We start from the raw sequence: 19,087 nt of genomic DNA on the forward strand, positions 1-19,087 counted from the left end.
GGCATGGCGGAGGCGATCAGCAGGCTCTTGAACGCCCCGGCGCTGAAGGCCGGAACGGTGCTGCGCGTCGGCCTTGAAGTGCGCGGCGACGTCGCCAAGGTCGTGCGCACCAGCGTCTACGACAAGACCACGCATATCGTCACCATCGCGCTCGACGATCGCGGCCAGTACGTGCCGGCGCAGGAACCGGAGCCCAATCCCGAGCTTTTGACGGCGTTCGACGATTCGCAACCCGTCGTGGTGCGCGGCAACCTGCCCAATGTCTATGACGGCATCTACCGGACCGCCTATTCCTACGGCATGTCGAAAGCGATGACGCAACAGCTGATCAAGCTGCTCGCCTCGGACGTCGATTTTCAGTCGCGGCTTTCGCCTTCCGACCGTCTCGAGGTGCTGTTCTCGCAGCCGGATGGCGACGACCAGACCTCCGACAATTCCGAGCTTCTCTACGTCTCGGCGACCTTCGGTGGGCAGACGCGCAATTTCTACCGCTTCCAGATGCAGGACGGCAGCACCGACTATTTCGACGAAAACGGCAGCAGCGCCAAGCAGTTCTTGCTGCGCAACCCGCTGCCAAATGGCCGTTTCACCTCCGGCTTCGGCGCCCGCAGGCACCCGATCCTCGGCTACGTCCGAATGCATACCGGCACCGACTGGGCCGCTCCAATCGGCACGCCGATCATTGCCGCCGGCAATGGCGTCGTCGAGAAGGCCGGCTGGGCCGGTGGCTACGGCAAGCAGATTATCCTGCGCCACGCCAATGGCTACGAGACCTCCTACAATCACCAGAGTGCATTCGCCAAAGGCATCGAGCCGGGCGTCCATGTCCGCCAGGGCCAGGTCATTGGCTATCTCGGCCAGACCGGTCTCTCGACCGGCCCGCATCTCCATTACGAGCTGATCGTCAACGGCACCAAGGTCGATTCAATGCGCGTGCGCCTGCCGGTCGGCAAGGTGCTCAAGGGCGACGACCTCGTCGCCTTCAAGCGCGAGCGCGAGCGCATCGACGATCTTTTGAAGCAGGAAGACGGCAACTCGCTGAAGGTTGCCAGCGCCAAGACTGAATCGCAGCTTCCGAACTGAGCAGTTGCCGGAAAGTTGCTCGGCGCCTTGGCCGTAACCTTCCGTCCGGAATTGCGTCAGAACCGCTCTAATCAATTGAATCATTTGACTGCCGCGGCCAAGGCGACGCCTGTCCGGGGACCGTAAACCACGCGATGGCCGACGACAGCAGGCAAAGCAGCGTCGTGACCGCCGCAACCGCGGCAAACGCCGAATCGCCTGCCGCAACTCTCGCCGCATCGACATCGGCGGCCAGTCCGGCCGGCGCCGGCTCGCCAAAACCGGGAACGCCTGACATGCCACCGGTCATGCGCGCATAGACGATCGCCGCGAGCGAACCCATCGCCGCCACAGCGATCAGGCCGCCGACGCGCGAGACCGCATTGTTGATGCCGGACGCGGCCCCGGTATCCTTGTCTTCCACGGAAGTCATGACCGCGGTCGACAGCGGCGACACGACCTGCGCCATGCCAAGCCCCATCACCGTCATCAGCGGAAAGGTCCCGATCCAGAAATCATGAATGCCGAAATGGGCAAGCAAGGCGAGGCCGGCGAAGGCGATGGCGACGACCATGCTGCCGCTGGCGATAGGGAAACGCGGACCGATCCGATCCGACCACTGGCCGGCCGGTCCGGATAAAAGCGCGATCGACGCCGACAGCGGCAGGAAGATGAAGCCGACCTCGGCCTCGCTCAGTCTCCAGCCGGCGATAAGAAGCATCGGCAGGTAGAACAGGTTGGCCGACAGCGCGAAATAGAGGAAGAACGTCGCCAGGTTGGCGCCGGCAAAGGCTCTGATCCGGAACAGGCCGAGATCGATCATCGGGTCGCGCCGCCGCCGCTCATAAAAGATGAAGACAAAAAGCAGGACCACGCCGGCGACGATCGCCGGGCCCGACATTGACCCGGCGCCTTCGGCATTCATCGCCGTCAACCCGTAGGCGAGCAAGCCGAAAGCAAGCGTCGCCAGCGCCGCACCCCCGAGATCGAGGCTGCGCTTTTCGGTCGGTTCGTCGGCCGGCACCTTGGCCAGCAGCATGTAGATCGAGATCAGCCCGAGCGGCAGGTTGATGGCGAAGATCGCGCGCCAGACCCCGTTGCCGAAAGTCGACAGGAAAAAGCCGCCCAGCACGGGCCCAAGCGCAGTGGTCAAGGCCGATGCGGCAGCCCAGATGCCGATCGCCCTGCCGCGTTCCTTCTTCGGATAGGCTTTGGCGATAATGGCGAGGCTGCCCGGCACCATGATTGCCGCACCGACGCCCTGGATGGCACGGAATGCAATCAGCACCGTAGGATCGGGCGCGACCGCGCAGGCCAGCGAAGCGGCGACGAACAGCGCGATCCCGGTGACGAAGGCGCGCCGCAGCCCGAACCGGTCGCCGGCAGCGCCGCCCGCCAGGATGAGCGCCGAGAGCGTCAGCGCATATGCATTGGAAATCCACTGCGCTTCCGCCAGGCTGGCGCCGAGATTCGCGCGCAGCGCCGGCATGGCTATCGCCAGGATCGAACCGTCGATGAAGCCGAGCGCCGAGGCAAGGATCGCCGCGACCAGCACGAATTTTCGCCGCGTCTGCGGACAGAACGTGCCGTTCGCGCGCGCGGGCGGATGCGAATCAGCAGTGGTTTCGTTCGCGGATGACATGGATCTCTGCTTAGCCCCCTGTCGTGGGCGCAACAACAAGCCAGAACATCGCTGTTCTTGACACCAGATGACAGAGCATGATGCCGAAAAGTGTGAAGCAGCTTTCGGACGACATCATGCTCTATCTTTGATTTAGAGGCGGATTCAGATTTCAGGTCGATTCGACCTGAAATCATCCGGCTCTAGCCGCATGGCGAGGTGGAGCACCAATCCTGATGCAAACCGCCAATCGCGTGCTAGGTTCCGCCATTATGCGTGAAGGGGGAAGCCATGAAGCGGCCGCTCGAACCGTCGGCGGAAGGACGCGGACGCATCGTCGGCATAACCGACGGCGTCTTCGCTATCGCCCTCACCTTGATCGTGCTGGAGATCAGGGTGCCGTCGCATGAAGCAGTGCATTCGGAAAGCGAATTGCTTGCCGCGATCCTGGCGCTTGCGCCACGATTCCTGACCTATGCGCTGAGCTTCCTGACGCTGACGATCTTCTGGTTCGGCCAGCAGGCGCAGCATGGCCTGATCGCAAAATCGGACCGCCGGCTCGCGACGCTCAACCTGTGCTTCCTTGCCTTCATCGCGCTGCTGCCCTTCTCCACCGACCTGCTTGCCGATTTTCTGGAATTCAGGGTCGCGGTGCTGGTCTATTGGCTGAACCTGCTGATGCTGGGCGCCACGCTGATTTCAAGCTGGTGGTATGCCGACAGGAACGGCATGATCGCCGAGGACGTCGATGCCGAGACACGCCGCACCGTCTACAATCGCATCGTCAAGGCGCAGATCCTCTGGGCGGTCGGCGCAGCGCTTTGCCTGATCGCGCCGCTGCTCAGCATCGTCTTCATCCTGCTGGTGCAGCTCATCTATGCCGCGGCGCCGCGCGCCTCACTGCTGCGTAAACTCATCGGTTGAGGTCCCGCCGACATCCGCGATTGTTGGTCCGCCGACGAACTCCACCGTGACGCCCGGCGACACCAGCTTGGCAAGCTCGCGCGCATCCCAGTTGGTCAAGCGCACGCAGCCATGGCTCTCGGTCTTGCCGATCTTGGAAGGGTCGGGCGTGCCGTGGATGCCGTAGGTCGGTTTGTCGAGCGCGATCCACACCGAGCCGACTGGGCCGTTCGGCCCCGGCGGGATGGTCAGGATCTTGTCGTTCTGGCCTTGCTTGAAATTGATGCTCGGGTTGTAGGTGTAGTTCGGGTCGAGCGCGATGCGCGACACCGTGTGGATGCCTGTCGGCGACGGCGTGTCGGCCGAGCCGATGGTGGCCGGATAGGCCGCGACCAGCTTGCCGCCGGCATCATAGGCAAAGACTTCCTTCCTGGTCTTGTCGGCGACGATGCGCGCCACCGGCGTCGACACCAGCTTGCCGAAATTGGCGACCTTGATGATCGTGCCGGGACGATTGAAGTCCACCCCCTTGTTGGTCGACTTTAGATAGTTCTCGTCCATATGGAAGCGCTCGGCCAGCGCCTCGGTGACCGAGGTGTAGCCCATGCGGTCGAGCCTGGCCTTCTGGCTATAGTCTTCCGGGATCGAGGCGACGTAAGGGCCGGCGACATCTTCCGGCGTGATCGTATAGGAGGCGAAGGCATCGCCGCCGGACTGGGCAAGTGCTGCCTGGATGCCGACCGCATCGGTCGACTTCAAATTGGTGCCGTTTATTTCGTTGTAGGCGGCCAGCGCCTTGTCGACATTCGAGCCGAAGCGGCCGTCGATGACGCCCGGCGAAGCGCCGCCGCGATCGAGCAGCACCTGCAGCGCCGCAACGTCCTGGCGCACCCCAAGCGACAGCGACGGATCGACGGTGGCCTTGCCTCCTGTGTTCGGCGGCAATGACGCCTGGGCGTCAGGATTGGTCTGCAGCAGTTCCCCCTGGCCAGGTTGCTCCGGATCGATCGACGCCTCGTCCAGCGGCTGGCGCTTGATGGTGTCCGACTTCGGCGCCTCCGGATAAGTGGTGGCGTAGCCTTCATCATTGTTGGGCACCGGCGGATAGGCATCGACGGAATTGCCGCCGTTGGGGTCATATTCGTCGACCGGCGGCGGGATGACCCGGCCGTTCTCCTCCAGCTGCCGCCGGCGGAAGCGAGCCATGTCTTCGGGATTGTCGAGATAATAGCGGTCGTCATTCTCAACCGGCGCGCGGCCGAGTTCCTGCATGCGCATCTGCCGGCGAAGCGCGCGGCGGTCCAGCCTGCTGCCCGGCGGCTGGATGGCGATGACCTTGCCGGTGTCGGCATCGACCAGCACGCGGTTGCCCCTGGCGTCGTAGTAGATATCGACATTGCCTTCCTGCGCCAGCATCAGCGCCCCGCGCTCGGCCGGGCGCGAACCCTGCCCGCCGTCCACGCCTGGCATGGCGAACGCACTGGAAGACACCAGCCCGGCCGCGAGTGCCGAAAGGGAGAAGATCAAGCGCAGCATGGGGGTCAAGCTCTCCGGTCGACTGGGCTTCTGGCGGGCGAATCTTTCGCCAGCAAACCAGTTACCCGGATTAAGGTTCCAACATGAAGCGGGCATGAAGATGGCGGCTTTCCGGTACCTTGGGAAATATCAGCTAATGCATGTCGCGCAAGTGTGCCGCGGTTTTGCGAGAACGACATGCATAAAATCCCTAAGACGCGGCAAGCCTCAATTCCTTGCGTGCCTGTTTGGTCAACTTCAGGACGACCAGGCGATGGCTCTCGCGCAGATAATCCTTGAGCGCCTCATCATCCACGCTTTGGCTTGTCTGGCGCTGGATCCATTTCATGCCGCGCGAGGCGAGATAGGGCGCCGGCCGGCAGCCGGGCTGATCCTTCAGTACGTCATAGCCCATCTCGGAACATTTGAATGTGACGAACAACTGACCGCCGTCGTTCCAGCCGCCAATGGCAAACACCTTGCCACCGACCTTCCAGACATGGGCGCCGCCCCACTGGACCACGTGGGTCGTCGCCGGCAGCGAAGCGCAGAAGCCGTTATAGTCGTCAAGCTCCATCGAGGCCCTCCCTTTCCCAGCCGTTCTGGATCAGCACCTGATTATGCGCGGCTACCAAGAATGGCAAAGCGCGCCGCACCTGTCCGATGCGACGCGCTTGCATTCATTCCAACATGCCCGTGGTCAGGCCGCGGCTTCCGTCGCCACCACGGTCGGCTTCGAGCGGAAGTTCAGCCGATCGGAGCCCGCCGTGACCTTGACGGTCGAACCGTCGAGGATTTCGCCGAGCAGGATCTTCTCCGCCAGCGGATCCTGCAGTTCCTTCTGCATCACCCGCTTCAGCGGCCTGGCGCCGTAGGCCGGATCGTAGCCCTTGGCCGCCAGCCACTCGATCGCGTCATGATCGAGCGATAACGTGATCTTGCGGTCGACAAGCAGGTTCTCCAGCCGCTTGAGCTGGATCTCGACGATGCGGTCCATGTCCTGCCGGCGCAGCCGGTGGAACAGGATCACCTCGTCGACGCGGTTGAGGAACTCCGGCCGGAACGAGGCCTTCACCACGCTCATCACCTCGTCGCGCACGGCATCGACATCCTGGTCGTCGCTGAGACCGACCAGATATTCGGCGCCGAGGTTGGACGTCATGATGATCAGCGTGTTGCGAAAGTCGACCGTGCGGCCCTGACCATCGGTCAGGCGGCCGTCGTCGAGCACCTGCAGCAGCACGTTGAACACATCCGGATGCGCCTTCTCGATCTCGTCGAACAGCACGACCTGGTAGGGCCGGCGCCGCACCGCTTCGGTCAGCGCGCCGCCTTCCTCATAGCCGACATAGCCGGGAGGCGCGCCGATCAGCCGGGCGACGGAGTGCTTCTCCATGAACTCCGACATGTCGATGCGCACCAGCGCCGTCTCGTCGTCGAACAGGAAGCTGGCCAGCGCCTTGGTGAGCTCGGTCTTGCCGACGCCGGTCGGCCCAAGGAACATGAACGAGCCGATCGGCCGGTTCGGATCCTGCAGCCCGGCGCGGGCGCGCCGCACGGCCTTGGATACCGCCTGCACCGCCTCGCCCTGGCCGACGACGCGCTTGCCGATCTCGTCTTCCATGCGCAGGAGCTTCTCGCGTTCGCCTTGCAGCATCTTGTCGACCGGGATGCCGGTCCAGCGCGAAACAATATGAGCGACATGGTCGGGCGTGACCACCTCTTCGACCATACCGACCTTGCCATCCTGGGCCTCGGACTCTTTCAGCTTCTTCTCCAGCTCCGGAATCTTGCCATAGGCAAGCTCGCCGGCGCGCTGGAATTCGCCCTTGCGCTGTGCGATCGCGAGCTCGTTGCGCGCCTCGTCAAGCTGCTTCTTAAGGTCGGCCGCCAAACCGAGTTTTTGCTTCTCGGCCTGCCATTTCGAAGTAATCTCGGTCGATTCCTCTTCGAGGCCGGAAAGTTCCTTCTCGAGGCGAGCCAGCCGGTCCTTCGATGCATCGTCGGTCTCGACCTTGAGCGCCTCGCGCTCGATCTTGAGCTGCATGATGCGGCGGTCGATCTCGTCCAGCGCTTCCGGCTTGGAATCGACCTGCATGCGCAGCCTGGACGCCGCCTCATCGACCAGGTCGATTGCCTTGTCCGGCAGGAAGCGGTCCGCGATGTAGCGGTTGGAAAGGGTCGCCGCCGACACCAGCGCGGAATCGGAGATGCGCACCTTGTGATGCTGCTCGTACTTCTCCTTCAGGCCGCGCAGGATCGAAACCGTGTCTTCCACCGTCGGCTCGTCGACGAAGACGGGCTGGAAACGGCGGGCAAGCGCGGCGTCCTTTTCGACATGCTTGCGGTATTCGTCGAGCGTGGTCGCGCCGACGCAGTGCAGCTCGCCGCGCGCCAGCGCGGGCTTCAACAGGTTCGACGCGTCCATCGCGCCATCCGCCTTGCCGGCGCCGACCAGCGTGTGCATCTCGTCGATGAACAGGATGATGTTGCCGCTGGCCGACGTGACTTCGTTGAGCACGGCCTTCAGCCGCTCCTCGAACTCGCCGCGATATTTGGCCCCGGCAATCAGCGCGCCCATGTCGAGCGCCATCAATTGCTTGTCCTTCAGCGATTCCGGCACGTCGCCATTGACGATGCGCAGCGCCAGGCCCTCGGCGATTGCCGTCTTGCCGACGCCCGGCTCGCCGATCAGCACCGGGTTGTTCTTGGTGCGCCGCGACAGCACCTGGATGGTGCGGCGGATCTCGTCGTCGCGGCCGATGACCGGATCGAGCTTGCCGGCGCGGGCATCGGCCGTGAGGTCGCGCGCATATTTCTTCAGCGCGTCATAGCCCTGCTCGGCGCTGGCCGAATCGGCGGTGCGGCCCTTGCGGATGTCGTTGATGGCCTGGTTGAGCGCCTGCGCGGTGACGCCTGCCTTGGACAGGATGTCGGCGGTCTTGGCCGATTTCTCCATGGCCAGCGCCTGCAGCAGCCGCTCGACGGTGACAAAGCTGTCGCCGGCCTTCTTGGCTAGGTCCTCGGCGGTCGAAAACACCTTGGCCAGCGGCTGGGCGAGATAGAGCTGGCCATTGCCGCCTTCGACCTTGGGCATGGCCTCGAGTGCCGTCTCGACGCCCAGCTTGACGTCGCGGACATTGCCGCCGGCACGCTCGATCAAGGACGCAGCCAAGCCCTCGTCATCGTCGACGAGCACCTTCAGCATATGTTCGGGGGTGAATTGCTGGTGGTTACGCGAGAGCGCCATGGTCTGCGCGGACTGGATGAAGCCGCGCACGCGCTCCGAGTATTTTTCAAGATTCATTCTTTGTCTCCTTCCATCACCGGCCCGCTTTGCGGCACCGGATCAGATTGCGGTGACGGGCCCGCTCAAAAGAGCCGGGCCCTGTTTCCTGGCGAGATATGGGGCGCGGGCGGCAGACCCTCAAGATGTCCGGCAAGAGCATGATGCCGAAAAAGTGCGAAGCGGTTTTCGGACGACATCATGCTCTGCTTCCGGTCTCAGCCGCATCATATTATTCCAACGCCGGCAAAAACGAAAACGGCGGAGAATGCTCTCCGCCGTCCGCAATGCCTGAAAGGGCGTCTGGATCAGTTGTTCGCGTCGGCAGCCACAGGCTCGCCGGGAGCCGCGGCTTCACTGGCGACCGGCGCCGGCTCGCTGGCGACCGGCTCGCTTACCGGGTTCGCCTCTTGGGCGGGCTTGGGCGCCACGTCATTGCTATCGTTCGCCGCGTTTCGCTCTTCGCCCGAATTTACGGTGCCTGAATTTTCGGAGCTTGAACCTTCGGGGCTCGCGCTCTGCGGCTGGTCGGCCTGCTCGCCATTGCTGCCGCGCGGGCGGCGCGGGCGGCGCGGGCGGCGACCGCCGCCATTGTCCATGGCGGCTTCGTTGAGCTCGGCCTGGGCGGCAAGCGCGGCCGGCGAGAAACTGTCGAACTGCGGCGCGGCCTGCTCGGCTTGGGGACCCGCCTCACCGGCGGCCTCGGGCTGTGCCGGTGCCTCATTGCGGCGGTTCTGGTCGAACTGCTGGCCGCCATGCTCGCCGCGCTGGCCGCTTTCGCCACGCGGACCGTTCTGGCCATAGCCGCCGTTGCGGCGGTCGCGATGCCGGTCGCGGCCATTGTTGTCGCGGTTGTCGCGCTGGCTATTGTCGCGCCGGTTGTTGTCGCGACCGCTTTCCTGGTTGTAGGCAAGTTCCGCCGGCGTGCCTTCGATCACCGGCTGAGGCCCCGAGCCGCTCGCCGCGGCAGGCGCCTCTGTGTTGCCGTTGTTGCTGCCGCCAGTATCGAACTCGTCACGATCCTCATCGAGATCGTCGTCGAAGTCGTCGCGGTTCTGCTGGGCGTTCTGGATCGGCATCTGCGCCTGCGCAGCGGCGATGATGCGATTGTAATGTTCGGCGTGCTGGAGATAGTTCTCCGCCATCACCCTGTCGCCGGAACTCTGCGCGTCACGGGCGAGTGTGGCATATTTTTCGGCGATCTGTTGAGCCGATCCGCGGATCTTCACGTCCGGGCCGTTGCTCTCGTAACTGCGGGTCAGGGGATTTGGTCCCTTGCGGTTGTTATTGTTGCCACCGCCGCCATTGTTGTTGCGACCGCGCATGCGCCTGTTCTGCTGTTGTGGCCTCATTAGACTCTCTTCATAGTGGATTTTCGAAAAACTCTTCACGAACGGAGGCGCTCATGCAGCCAGCCGTTTCGTCTCTTCACCGGCGTTCGCCCGCATCAATTGCGTTGGCGCCACGTGCCATCCTGTTCCGGTTACATTACTTGCCGGACGATTCCCGCACGAAGCTTGGGCGTCGTTTGCGCAAGAAGGCAGCTATTTCCACGGAAAACCGAATCGCTGGGAGCACTGCCTGCTTCGTCTCATCCGGTTGAGCCGGACCCTAACTGCATTCCCCGGTGTTGCCAAGCGGTTTTTTCGCACTGCATCAGGGCTTTCAACGCTCGAACACCAGAACTCTGTCGTTGCCGCCGAGATCGCGATAGGCCCCGGCAAACCTGTAGCCGGTTGCCGCGAATATCCCGGTTACCTCGGTTTTCTGCGTGTGGCCGATCTCGACCGCTACCTTGCCTTGCGCTTCCAGAAATCCTGCCGCTTCAGCGGCGATGACCCTGTAGGGGTCCAAACCATCCGCACCGCCATCGAGGGCCTGGCGCGGGTCGAAATCGCGGACCTGGTCCTGCAGATTTCCGATGTCTCGACTTGGTATATAGGGAGGGTTCGAGGCAATTACATGGTAGTGGCCCAAAACTTTTTCGAACCAGTTGGAATGCAAGGCTTTGAAGCGCCCGCCGAGCCCCAGATCCCTGGCGTTTCCCGCCGCGGTCGCCAATGCGTCGAGGGAAATGTCGACGCCTGTCGCGGTGGCCGCCGGAACGGCGTCAAGCAGGGCCAGCGCAATGGCGCCGGTACCCGTGCCGAGGTCGAGAATGCGGCATTCGCCCAGCCTCTCGGCAATTGTCCTGGCGAAGGGCAGGACGGCCTCGACCAGCGTCTCGGTGTCCGGCCGGGGTTCAAGCGTGTCCGGCGATAGCGACAGCCGCAGCCCGTAAAATTCGCGGTAGCCGAGAATACGGTGCACCGGCTCGCCTGCGACGCGACGCCTCAGGGCCGCTTCGATGGCCGAAAGCGCCGCGGAAGCCACCTCCCGTCCCGGTTCGGCAATGGCCTGGGTGCGGGTCGTGCCGGAGAAATGTTCGACGATCAGCCGTGAATCGAGCACCGGATCGTCAATGCCGGCGGCGGCCAGACGCTCGCGCGCTGCCCTGAGCAGCGGCCCGAGCGCGGCGGGCAGTCGATCAGCCATCGAGGCTCATATCGGCAAGCAACTTCGACTGATGGTCGGCGATCAGCGCGTCGATCACCTCGTCGAGCTCGCCCATCATCACCCTGTCGAGCTTGTAGAGCGTGAGGTTGATGCGGTGGTCGGTGACGCGCCCCTGCGGGAAATTATAGGTGCGGATGCGCTCCGAACGGTCGCCCGAGCCGACCTGCGACTTGCGCGCCTCCGAGCGTTCCTCGTCCGCCTTGCTGCGCTCCATGTCGTAGAGCCGGGCGCGCAGGATCTGCATGGCCTTCGCCCGGTTCTGGTGCTGTGACTTTTCCGCCTGCACCACCATGATGCCGGTCGGCAAATGGGTGATGCGCACCGCCGAATCGGTGGTGTTGACGTGCTGGCCTCCGGAGCCCGAGGCCCGCATCGTGTCGATGCGGATATCTTCGGCGCGGATGTCGATATCGACCTCTTCGGCTTCCGGCAGCACCGCTACGGTGGCGGCGGAGGTGTGGATGCGGCCGCTGGCCTCGGTCGCCGGCACGCGCTGCACGCGATGCACGCCGGATTCGAATTTCAGATGGGCAAAGACGCCCCTACCGGAAATGGTGGCGATGATTTCCTTGAAGCCGCCGGCATCGCCATCGCTGGCCGACACGGTCTCGAAGCGCCAGCCATGTTCGGCTGCATAGCGCTCGTACATGCGAAACAGGTCGCCAGCGAAGAGCGCGGCCTCGTCGCCGCCGGTGCCGGCACGGATTTCGAGAATGGCATTCTTGTCGTCGGCGGCGTCCCTGGGCAGCAGCAGGAGCTGGATATCCTTTTGCAGCGCCTCGATGCGCTCCTCGACACCAGGCAGATCCGCCTCGGCCAGCGCCCGCATCTCGGCATCGGTGCCCTTGTCGGCGAGCATCGCCTCGAGGTCGGCTTGCTCGTGCTCGGCAGAGCGCAGTTCCCTGACCTTGGCCACCATGTCCTGCAACTCGGCATATTCCGAGGCCATTTTCACATAGGCATCGGCCGCCGGGCCGGCCGACATCTGCGCTTCGAGCATCTCGAAACGCTTGACGACCTGATCCATACGCTCGCGGGGCAAGTTGATCATGTGGGATGCTATAGCGGAATGGAGCGGTCGTCGGCAAAGGCCTGCAGCAGCGCCCGCATCGGCAACTGGCTGGGTGCCATCAGATTGTCCCGGAAGAAGCCTTTCAGTTCCTCCAGCGGCAGTTCGGTCAGCATCGCCTTGACCGGGCCGATCGAGGCCGGAGACATCGAGATCGAGCGGAAGCCGAGGCCGATCAGCGCCATGGCGGAGATCGGCTTGCCGGCGAGTTCGCCGCAGAGCGTCACCGGCGTGTGATTGCGCGCGCCGGCATCGGCGACCGTCTTCAGGACACGCAGGAACGGCGCCGAAAGCGTGTCGAAACGGTCGGCAAGCTGGGTATTGCCGCGGTCGACCGCCATGATGAACTGGAACAGGTCGTTGGAGCCGACCGAAACGAAATCCACCGCCTTCATCAATTCGTCGAGCTGGAACAGCAGCGACGGCACTTCCAGCATCGCGCCGAGCTTGAGGCTGGTGGGCAGGTGATGGGCAAAGCGCGACAGGTGCCGGACTTCGCGGTCGATGATCTCGCGCGCCTGCGCGATCTCCGACAGCTCGGTCACCATCGGCAGCATCAGCTTCAGCTCGCGGCCGCCGCAGGCCTTCAGCAGCGCCCGTATCTGGGTCCTGAGCAGGCCGGGACGATCGAGCGTCAGCCGGATCGCACGCCAGCCGAGCGCCGGGTTTTCTTCCTGGATCGCGCCCTTGAAGTAAGGCAGCACCTTGTCGCCGCCGATGTCGATGGTGCGGAAGGTGACCGGCTTGCCGCGAGCGGCCTCGAGGACGTCTCGATATAGCCGCTCCTGCGCCTCGGCGCGCGGGAAGGTCGAGGCAACCATGAACTGCAACTCGGTGCGGAACAGGCCGATGCCTGCGGCGCCCGATTCGGTGAGTTGCGGCAGGTCGACGGCCAGGCCGGCATTCATCAGAAGATCGACGGGAACCCCGTCCTTGGTCAGCGACGGCTTCTTGCGCAGCTCGCGGTAGACCTCCTGCCGCCGGGCCCGAAAACGGACCTTTTCGGCGTAAGCGGCTTCCAGGTCGGATTGCGGCCGCAGATGGATGGTGCCTTCCTCGCCGTCGACGATGATGGCGTCACCGTTTTCCGCCATGGAAACGGCGCCCTTCATCTGCCCTGCGACCGGGATGCCCATGGCGCGCGCGACGATGACGACATGGCTGGTCGCCGCCCCATCCTCCAGCACCAGCCCGCGCAGCTTGTCGCGCGGATAGTCGAGCAGTTCGGCCGCGCCCATCGAGCGGGCGACGATGATGGCGTCCTTGGGCAGCGAGGCGGCGACATCCTCTGGACCGCGCCCCATCAATTGGCGCAGCAGCCGGTTGGCGAGATCGTCGAAATCGCTCATCCGCTCGCGCAGATAGGGGTCTGTCATGTGCAGCATGCGCGCGCGCATGTCGCTCTGCACCTTCTCGACGGCGGCTTCCGCTGTCAGGCCGTTGCGGATCGCCTCTTCCAGCCGGCGGACCCAGCCGCTGTCGTTGGCGAACATGCGATAGGCCTCGAGCACCTCGCGGTGCTCGCCCTCGAAGGCGACCTCGCGCCGCTCCAGCATGTCGTCGATCGACAGCCTGAGCGAGCCGAGCGAGGCCTGCAGCCGCCTCACCTCTTCCTCGCTGTCCTCGTTGAACAGGTTGGTAACGACAATGCGCGGCTCGTGCAGCACGACATGGCCGAGCCCGACGCCTTCGTTGAAGGAAAGGCCGGTGAAGCTCGCCGGGCGGCTGAGATCGAGTTCCAGGCCCGGACGGGTGAGGCGGGCGAGATCGCCGGTGGCGATCATCTCGGCGATCACCATCGCCGTCGTTTCCAGCGCCTCGACCTCGTCGTCGCGGTAGTGACGCATGGTCTTGTTCTGCACCACCAGGACGCCCAGCGTGCGCCCTGCCCTCAGCACCGGCACGCCGAGGAAGGAATTGTAGATCTCTTCGCCCGTCTCCGGCAGGTAGGCGAAAGCCGGGTGCTCCTGCGCGTTGGACAGATTGAGCGGCCGCGCGCTGGCGGCGATCGTGCCCACCAGGCCCTGCCCCAGCCTCAGCTGCGCCAGGTGGACGGCGTTCGGGTTCAGACCCTCGGTGGCGTAGAGCTCGAGCACCGAGTCCGCGCGCAGCACATAGAGCGAGCAGACTTCGGCGACCATGTTGGAGGCGATGTCGCGCACAATACGGTCGAGCCGCTCCTGCGGCTCCAGCGGCTCCTGCATGAGCTCGCGGAGCCGTTTGAGCAGAACGCGCGGGCCGCCGGCCATGTCACGCATCGCGGCTTCTTCTCCAATGGGCACGTTGCCCGCCGCAGTTTCTCCCGCGGCCGGCGCTCACGCAACAACTGACTCAGTTCTTGCTATTGCTTATCCAGACCGTAGACGGAATGCAAAGTGCGAACCGCGAGTTCCGTGTAGGGACCGTCGATCAGTATCGAGATTTTGATCTCGGACGTGGTGATGGCGCGGATGTTGATCGCCTTGTCGGCCAGCGCCTTGAAGGCCGTGGCGGCGACGCCGGCATGGCTCCTCATGCCGATGCCGATGACCGAGACCTTCGACATGCCGGCTTCCGACTGCACGACATCGTAGCCGACATCGGGTTTCAGCCTCTCCAGCACGGCAAGCGCCTTGTCGACGTCGCCGGAGGGCACGGTGAAGGTCATGTCGGTGAACTTGCCGTCCTCGGAGATGTTCTGGACGATCATGTCGACATTGATGTTGGCTTCGGCCAGCGGTCCGAAGATGCCGGCGGCGACGCCTGGGCGATCGCCGACGCGGCGCAGCGAAATCTGCGCTTCGTCCTTGGCGTAGGCAATTCCGGTGACGACCTGCTGTTCCACGATCTCTTCCTCGTCGCAAATAAGCGTTCCGGGCGGATTGAGCAAATCCCCCATTCCGGGCGCATCGGGATCGTCGAAGGACGACCGCACGAAGGTACGCACCCTGTGCACCATGGCAAGCTCGACCGAGCGCACCTGCAGCACCTTGGCGCCGAGCGAGGCCATTTCAAGCATTTCCTCGAACGAAATCTTGGCCAGCCGCCGGGCTTTCGGCTCGATGCGCGGGTCGGTCGTGTAGACGCCGTCGACATCGGTATAGATGTCGCAGCGGTCGGCCTTGACCGCCGCGGCGATCGCTACGGCGCTGGTGTCGGAGCCGCCGCGGCCGAGCGTCGCGATACGGTTGTCCGGTCCGATGCCCTGGAAACCGGCGATGACCGCCACCTGGCCCTCGCCGAAGCGCTTGATCAGGAAAGCGCCGTCGATGTCGAGGATGCGCGCCGCGCCATGGGCGTTGTCGGTCTTGATCGGGATCTGCCAGCCCTGCCAGGAGCGGGCATGGACGCCCATGTTCTGCAAAGCGATCGCCAGCAGGCCTGCTGTGACCTGTTCGCCCGAGGCGACGACAGCATCATATTCGCGCGCGTCGTGCATCGGCGAGGCTTCGCGCGTCCAGCCGACCAGCTCGTTGGTCTTGCCGGCCATGGCCGAGACCACCACGGCAACGTCATGGCCGGCATCGACCTCGCGTTTGACATGGCGCGCCACATTGCGGATGCGGGCGATGTCGGCGACCGAGGTTCCGCCGAATTTCATCACGATACGCGCCATGGAAGCGAAATGCCTTTGACTGAAGCCGGCTCAAGGCCGGAACCGGAGGAAACGCCAGGGTGACCAAGCGCGGAAATGCGCGGCCTCCTTAGCCAAAACGGCAAGGCTTCGCAAGCGAACGCGGCTTTAGCCGGCCCGGCACCGCTCATCCTGACGGATTCCTGGCGCCAGCCATGCCATAAGACTGCCCGAAACCGGCCTTTGGAGATTCTCATGACCGAGACCCTGGAAATCGTCACCTTCCGCCTCAAGCCCGGCACTGAAGCCGGCTTCGTCGCCAGCAACGGCGTCATGACCGACTGGCTTGCCCGGCAGCCGGGCTTTCTCGGCAGGCAGCTCGGCAGACGCGAGGATGGGGCCTGGGTGGATGTCGTGCGGTGGCAGAGCATGGAACATGCCCGGGCGGCGGCGGACCGCATCACGGCCGAGATCGGCGATAGCGAGGCCATGCAGGCGATCGAGCCGGCCAGCGTCGCCATGAGCCACGCGGCGGTTGTGCTGTCGCGTTGAACGTCGGCGGCAGTTAGCCCGCCTTTTGGCCGGCTGTTGAAATATCCCAGTCCGGATCGACCTTGCCCAGCCCGGCAACGACCCGGTCACGCCCGTCGGCCTTCGCCTGGTAGAGCGAACGATCCGCCGCATTGACGATTTCGACCCATGAGGCGCCGAGATCGGGGAAGGCGGAAACACCAAAAGAGGCGGTGATGGTGCCTAAAGTGCGGCCACGATGCGTCAGATGCAGCTGCTTGATCGCCTTGCGCAGCGCCTCGGCGCGCTCTGCCGCGTCGGCGAGCGATGTCCCCGGCATCATCAGCGCGAACTCCTCGCCGCCGTAGCGCGATACCACATCGCTTTCGCGGGCGTGATCGAGCAGCGTGCTGGCGACCTGCTTGAGCACGAGATCGCCGGCCTCGTGACCGAACGTGTCGTTGAATTGCTTGAAATGGTCGACATCGAGCATGACCATCGCCATGGGCTGCCCTGAACGCTCCATGCGCCGCAGCTCGCGACTGCTGGTTTCTTCGAGATAGCGGCGATTGTAGAGGCCGGTATTGGGGTCCCGGATCGATTGCTGGCGCAGCGTTTCGCGCAGGCGCAGATTGGCCAGCGCCAGCGCCAGCGTATCGACGACGCCGCGCAACACTTGCTGCTGCTCGACGAGCCAGTCCGGACTGTCGGCGGCAGCTGGCTCGCACAGATGCACGATGCCAAGCGTCTCGCCCTGTGCCGCCAACGGCATGCAGACATAGCCACGGCCGCCATTTTCGACGATATGGTTGCAGCGCGGAGTGAGCATGCCGGGACCCGCGACATGCTGCTGGCCACGGCGCAGCGCCCAGCAATCCTCGGGCGAGAATTGTCCGACGCTTGAACGGATGTCGCCCCAATGCGCCATCTCCTCGACCAGGTTGCGCGAGGCGCTGGTCAGATGCACGGTGCCGCTCAGGCCGCCGAAAAAGTCCGGCATCGCCGAGCCGACGACGGAAAACGCCTCCTGGAAGGTGACGCATGCCTGCAGCAGCTCGCCAAGCTTCACCAGGCGGTTGGTGGCCTGCGAGGTCTCTTTAAGCTCACGATTGAGCACCGCCAGTTCTTCGGCGCGGTCGCTCACCGCCCGTTCGGCGCTGCGCAGCTCGCTGATGTCGCTCAGCGTCAGCACGATGCCGCCGCCGGCGCGGTTGAGCGGGTTGCAGCTTGCGACCACCGGCATCTGCGATGCGTCGGGCTTTGCCAGTCGCACCTCCGCCTGATGCCGACGGCCGGTGGCGAGCGCCAGCTCGACCGGGGACGCGCCCTGCGCCAGCCGGTCTCCCGATGGTCCGCGCATCTCCAGCACCGAGCGCCAGTCGTGCCCTTCGATCTTGCTGGCATGCCGCCCGGCAATGTCGGCGGCGGCCGGATTGACCGATACGATCCGCCCCTCGCCGTCGATGACGACGATTCCCTCGGCCACCGTGTGCACGATATCCTCGATATAGGCCTTCTGGTCGACGAGTTGCCGGCGCGACGATTCGAGCTCCGAGGCCATATTGTCGAAGCCTCGCGCCAACTTCCCGAACTCGTCCTTGGAGACGCGGCCGATCCGCGCGCCTGCCTCTCCGCGCGCCAGCGCTTCGATGCCTTTGTTGAGACCCGAAAGGCCGGCGCCAAAACGGCTGAGCAGCAGGAAAGCCGAGAGTGTGGCAATGAGCATGGCGGCGGCTGTGGAAAGGCCGACGACCCACAGCATTGTGTTGGTGCGGTTCTGAGCCGCGCGCAGCAGCGGTGTATACTCGAACAGAACGGCCCCGACGACCTTGCCGGGCGCGACCACGATCGGCACCGCAACCAGGTCGATCGCCTCCGATACATCCTTGCTGTCTTCGACGAAGTCGCGCGGCTGGCCGTCGTCAAGCGTGCGGCCGACTTCATTGCCGCTGTCGTGGTCGAACGGCTTGCCGAGATTTTGTTCCTCACCCGGGACATCGGCCAGGATGATCTTGCCGCGATCGACGACGACAAGATCGCGTTTCGAAAGGCGATGCTGCGCGGTCACGAAGTCACGCAGCGCCTCGAGCCTGTCGAACAGCGGGCGTGGCGCATCGGAGGCCTTGAAGGCGATTGTCTCGGCAAGCTGCTGCCCCACGCTTGTCGCTTCGGCGAGCGCAGCGGACCTGGTCAGCGACATCTGTGAAAATATCGCGATGACGCCCACCAGCCCGATCAGGGTCGCGGCGCTCAGCAGAGTGGCAATGATCTGGGTTCTGATCCGCACCAGGTCGTCCCGATACTCGGACTGGCAATGTACATGCCAAATCCCGATCACGCCCGCGAAATCGCCAAGCCAGTGAATTTGATGTTAAGAACCGCACAGCTGCGCCAACGGCTCAACCCGGGCGCGCGACGCACATCCACAGGCCGGGATAGTCGAGAACGAAGCCGGCCGGAGAGACTTCCAGGACGGCATCGTAGCCGAACATCGGCGCCGCGTAGGCATAGCGGCTCTCGTCAAGCCGCCTGTAGCTCTGCTCCAGACTCGAAAGCCTGAGTTCTGGAAAGGCGAGATAAGCCGCGGGCGCTGGCGTCGCCATGCCGACGCCTAGATCGAAGCGGCGGATCGGCAGCAGGTTCGTTGCCGGCGTGAAACCGAGATCGATGTCTATGAGGCCGGCAGCCTCCGCCTGGCTTGCGCCGTTCAGCAGCCACTGGCCGTCGGCAAGCCGCTCAATCCGGTAGTGCAGCTCCCGCGTGCCGCAAAAACCGTCGACTCGTGCACTGCGCGTGCGCCAGCCGGTGTCGCAATCCACCTCGTAGGCAAGGCTGCACGGGCCGCTTTCATGCCCGAAAAGCGCGTGGCCTTTAAGGATCAGCCCGCCCGCCGTCTCGGCAAGTCGGCAAGCGTCGTGACCCTCCGGATCGAGCCGTTTCCAGAACATCGAAGCCAGAATTCGCATCTGCCACCTCTCGTCTCAGCCCGCGCCAGGCTCTGGTTCATGCTAG

General features: G+C 64.3%; 14 protein-coding genes (1 of these 14 cut by a window edge). 3 read left to right on the top strand and 11 right to left on the bottom strand.

What is annotated here, in order from left to right; translation table 11 throughout:
* Positions 1-1,083 carry the 3' portion of a M23 family metallopeptidase gene (locus YU3_RS0116970; RefSeq protein WP_036258795.1) on the top strand. The gene continues 897 nt to the left of window position 1, outside the view, so 1,083 of the gene's 1,980 nt are visible here — the last part of the coding sequence; its start codon lies beyond the left edge, outside the window; its stop codon occupies positions 1,081-1,083.
* A gap of 67 nt (positions 1,084-1,150) precedes the next feature.
* Here YU3_RS0116970 and YU3_RS0116975 read toward each other — a convergent pair whose 3' ends face one another.
* Positions 1,151-2,704: an MFS transporter gene (locus tag YU3_RS0116975; RefSeq protein WP_036258746.1), complete on the bottom strand. Its 1,554-nt coding sequence runs from the start codon at positions 2,702-2,704 to the stop codon at positions 1,151-1,153.
* A 270-nt stretch (positions 2,705-2,974) separates the two neighbouring features.
* Here YU3_RS0116975 and YU3_RS0116980 point away from each other — a divergent pair, with 270 nt between their 5' ends.
* A complete protein-coding gene (locus YU3_RS0116980) occupies positions 2,975-3,607 on the top strand; it encodes a TMEM175 family protein (protein ID WP_027167371.1) in 633 nt (210 codons plus the stop codon).
* Here YU3_RS0116980 and YU3_RS0116985 read toward each other — a convergent pair.
* From YU3_RS0116985 to YU3_RS0117020, 8 genes are all read right to left on the bottom strand, one after another.
* Entirely contained in the window at positions 3,581-5,122 is a 1,542-nt protein-coding gene (locus tag YU3_RS0116985) for a L,D-transpeptidase family protein (protein ID WP_027167372.1), read from the bottom strand. The genes YU3_RS0116980 and YU3_RS0116985 overlap by 27 nt on opposite strands.
* A 190-nt stretch (positions 5,123-5,312) precedes the next feature.
* The gene (locus YU3_RS0116990; RefSeq protein ID WP_027167373.1) at positions 5,313-5,678 is read right to left on the bottom strand and encodes an MmcQ/YjbR family DNA-binding protein; all 366 of its coding nucleotides are present in this window, start codon (positions 5,676-5,678) and stop codon (positions 5,313-5,315) included.
* Positions 5,679-5,801: 123 nt separating this feature from the next.
* Positions 5,802-8,408: an ATP-dependent chaperone ClpB gene (clpB, locus tag YU3_RS0116995; RefSeq protein WP_027167374.1), complete on the bottom strand. Its 2,607-nt coding sequence runs from the start codon at positions 8,406-8,408 to the stop codon at positions 5,802-5,804.
* 287 nt (positions 8,409-8,695) lie between these two features.
* Entirely contained in the window at positions 8,696-9,739 is a 1,044-nt protein-coding gene (locus YU3_RS36690; protein WP_156913499.1) for a DUF4167 domain-containing protein, read from the bottom strand.
* A gap of 313 nt (positions 9,740-10,052) precedes the next feature.
* Entirely contained in the window at positions 10,053-10,922 is an 870-nt protein-coding gene (prmC, locus tag YU3_RS0117005; RefSeq protein ID WP_027167375.1) for a peptide chain release factor N(5)-glutamine methyltransferase, read from the bottom strand.
* Positions 10,915-11,994: a peptide chain release factor 1 gene (gene prfA, locus YU3_RS0117010; RefSeq protein WP_027167376.1), complete on the bottom strand. Its 1,080-nt coding sequence runs from the start codon at positions 11,992-11,994 to the stop codon at positions 10,915-10,917. The genes prmC and prfA overlap by 8 nt, the downstream gene beginning before the upstream one ends.
* 8 nt (positions 11,995-12,002) lie before the next feature.
* Positions 12,003-14,270 (bottom strand): phosphoenolpyruvate--protein phosphotransferase, encoded by a 2,268-nt coding sequence (gene ptsP / locus YU3_RS0117015; protein ID WP_027167377.1) that lies wholly within the window; start codon positions 14,268-14,270, stop codon positions 12,003-12,005.
* Positions 14,271-14,353: 83 nt separating this feature from the next.
* Positions 14,354-15,607 carry an aspartate kinase gene (locus YU3_RS0117020; protein WP_027167378.1) on the bottom strand — a complete coding sequence of 418 codons (1,254 nt, stop codon included), beginning with the start codon at positions 15,605-15,607 and terminating at the stop codon, positions 14,354-14,356.
* 213 nt (positions 15,608-15,820) lie between these two features.
* Between YU3_RS0117020 and YU3_RS36695 the strand changes: the two genes are divergently transcribed.
* Positions 15,821-16,117, top strand: a complete 297-nt coding sequence (locus YU3_RS36695; RefSeq protein ID WP_051333972.1) for an antibiotic biosynthesis monooxygenase — start codon at positions 15,821-15,823, stop codon at positions 16,115-16,117.
* Between the two features lie 13 nt (positions 16,118-16,130).
* Here YU3_RS36695 and YU3_RS38660 read toward each other — a convergent pair whose 3' ends face one another.
* Both YU3_RS38660 and YU3_RS0117035 read right to left on the bottom strand, forming a co-directional pair.
* A complete protein-coding gene (locus YU3_RS38660) occupies positions 16,131-18,362 on the bottom strand; it encodes a diguanylate cyclase (RefSeq protein WP_156913501.1) in 2,232 nt (743 codons plus the stop codon).
* Positions 18,363-18,474: 112 nt separating this feature from the next.
* A complete protein-coding gene (locus YU3_RS0117035; protein ID WP_027167379.1) occupies positions 18,475-19,041 on the bottom strand; it encodes a putative glycolipid-binding domain-containing protein in 567 nt (188 codons plus the stop codon).
* Positions 19,042-19,087 lie beyond the last annotated feature (46 nt).

Source organism: Mesorhizobium sp. WSM3224 (genome assembly GCF_000427725.1).
Taxonomy (GTDB): Bacteria; Pseudomonadota; Alphaproteobacteria; order Rhizobiales; family Rhizobiaceae; genus Mesorhizobium.

Excerpts from the sequence above, each read along its gene's own strand:
- prmC (WP_027167375.1), bottom strand. The coding sequence starts at position 10,922 with ATGGCTGATCGACTGCCCGCCGCGCTCGGGCCGCTGCTCAGGGCAGCG.
- ptsP (WP_027167377.1), bottom strand. The coding sequence starts at position 14,270 with ATGCGTGACATGGCCGGCGGCCCGCGCGTTCTGCTCAAACGGCTCCGC.
- YU3_RS0117020 (WP_027167378.1), bottom strand. The coding sequence starts at position 15,607 with ATGGCGCGTATCGTGATGAAATTCGGCGGAACCTCGGTCGCCGACATC.
- YU3_RS0117035 (WP_027167379.1), bottom strand. The coding sequence starts at position 19,041 with ATGCGAATTCTGGCTTCGATGTTCTGGAAACGGCTCGATCCGGAGGGT.
- YU3_RS0116975 (WP_036258746.1), bottom strand. The coding sequence starts at position 2,704 with ATGTCATCCGCGAACGAAACCACTGCTGATTCGCATCCGCCCGCGCGC.
- YU3_RS36695 (WP_051333972.1), top strand. The coding sequence starts at position 15,821 with ATGACCGAGACCCTGGAAATCGTCACCTTCCGCCTCAAGCCCGGCACT.
- prfA (WP_027167376.1), bottom strand. The coding sequence starts at position 11,994 with ATGATCAACTTGCCCCGCGAGCGTATGGATCAGGTCGTCAAGCGTTTC.
- clpB (WP_027167374.1), bottom strand. The coding sequence starts at position 8,408 with ATGAATCTTGAAAAATACTCGGAGCGCGTGCGCGGCTTCATCCAGTCC.
- YU3_RS0116990 (WP_027167373.1), bottom strand. The coding sequence starts at position 5,678 with ATGGAGCTTGACGACTATAACGGCTTCTGCGCTTCGCTGCCGGCGACG.
- YU3_RS0116985 (WP_027167372.1), bottom strand. The coding sequence starts at position 5,122 with ATGCTGCGCTTGATCTTCTCCCTTTCGGCACTCGCGGCCGGGCTGGTG.
- YU3_RS0116980 (WP_027167371.1), top strand. The coding sequence starts at position 2,975 with ATGAAGCGGCCGCTCGAACCGTCGGCGGAAGGACGCGGACGCATCGTC.
- YU3_RS36690 (WP_156913499.1), bottom strand. The coding sequence starts at position 9,739 with ATGAGGCCACAACAGCAGAACAGGCGCATGCGCGGTCGCAACAACAAT.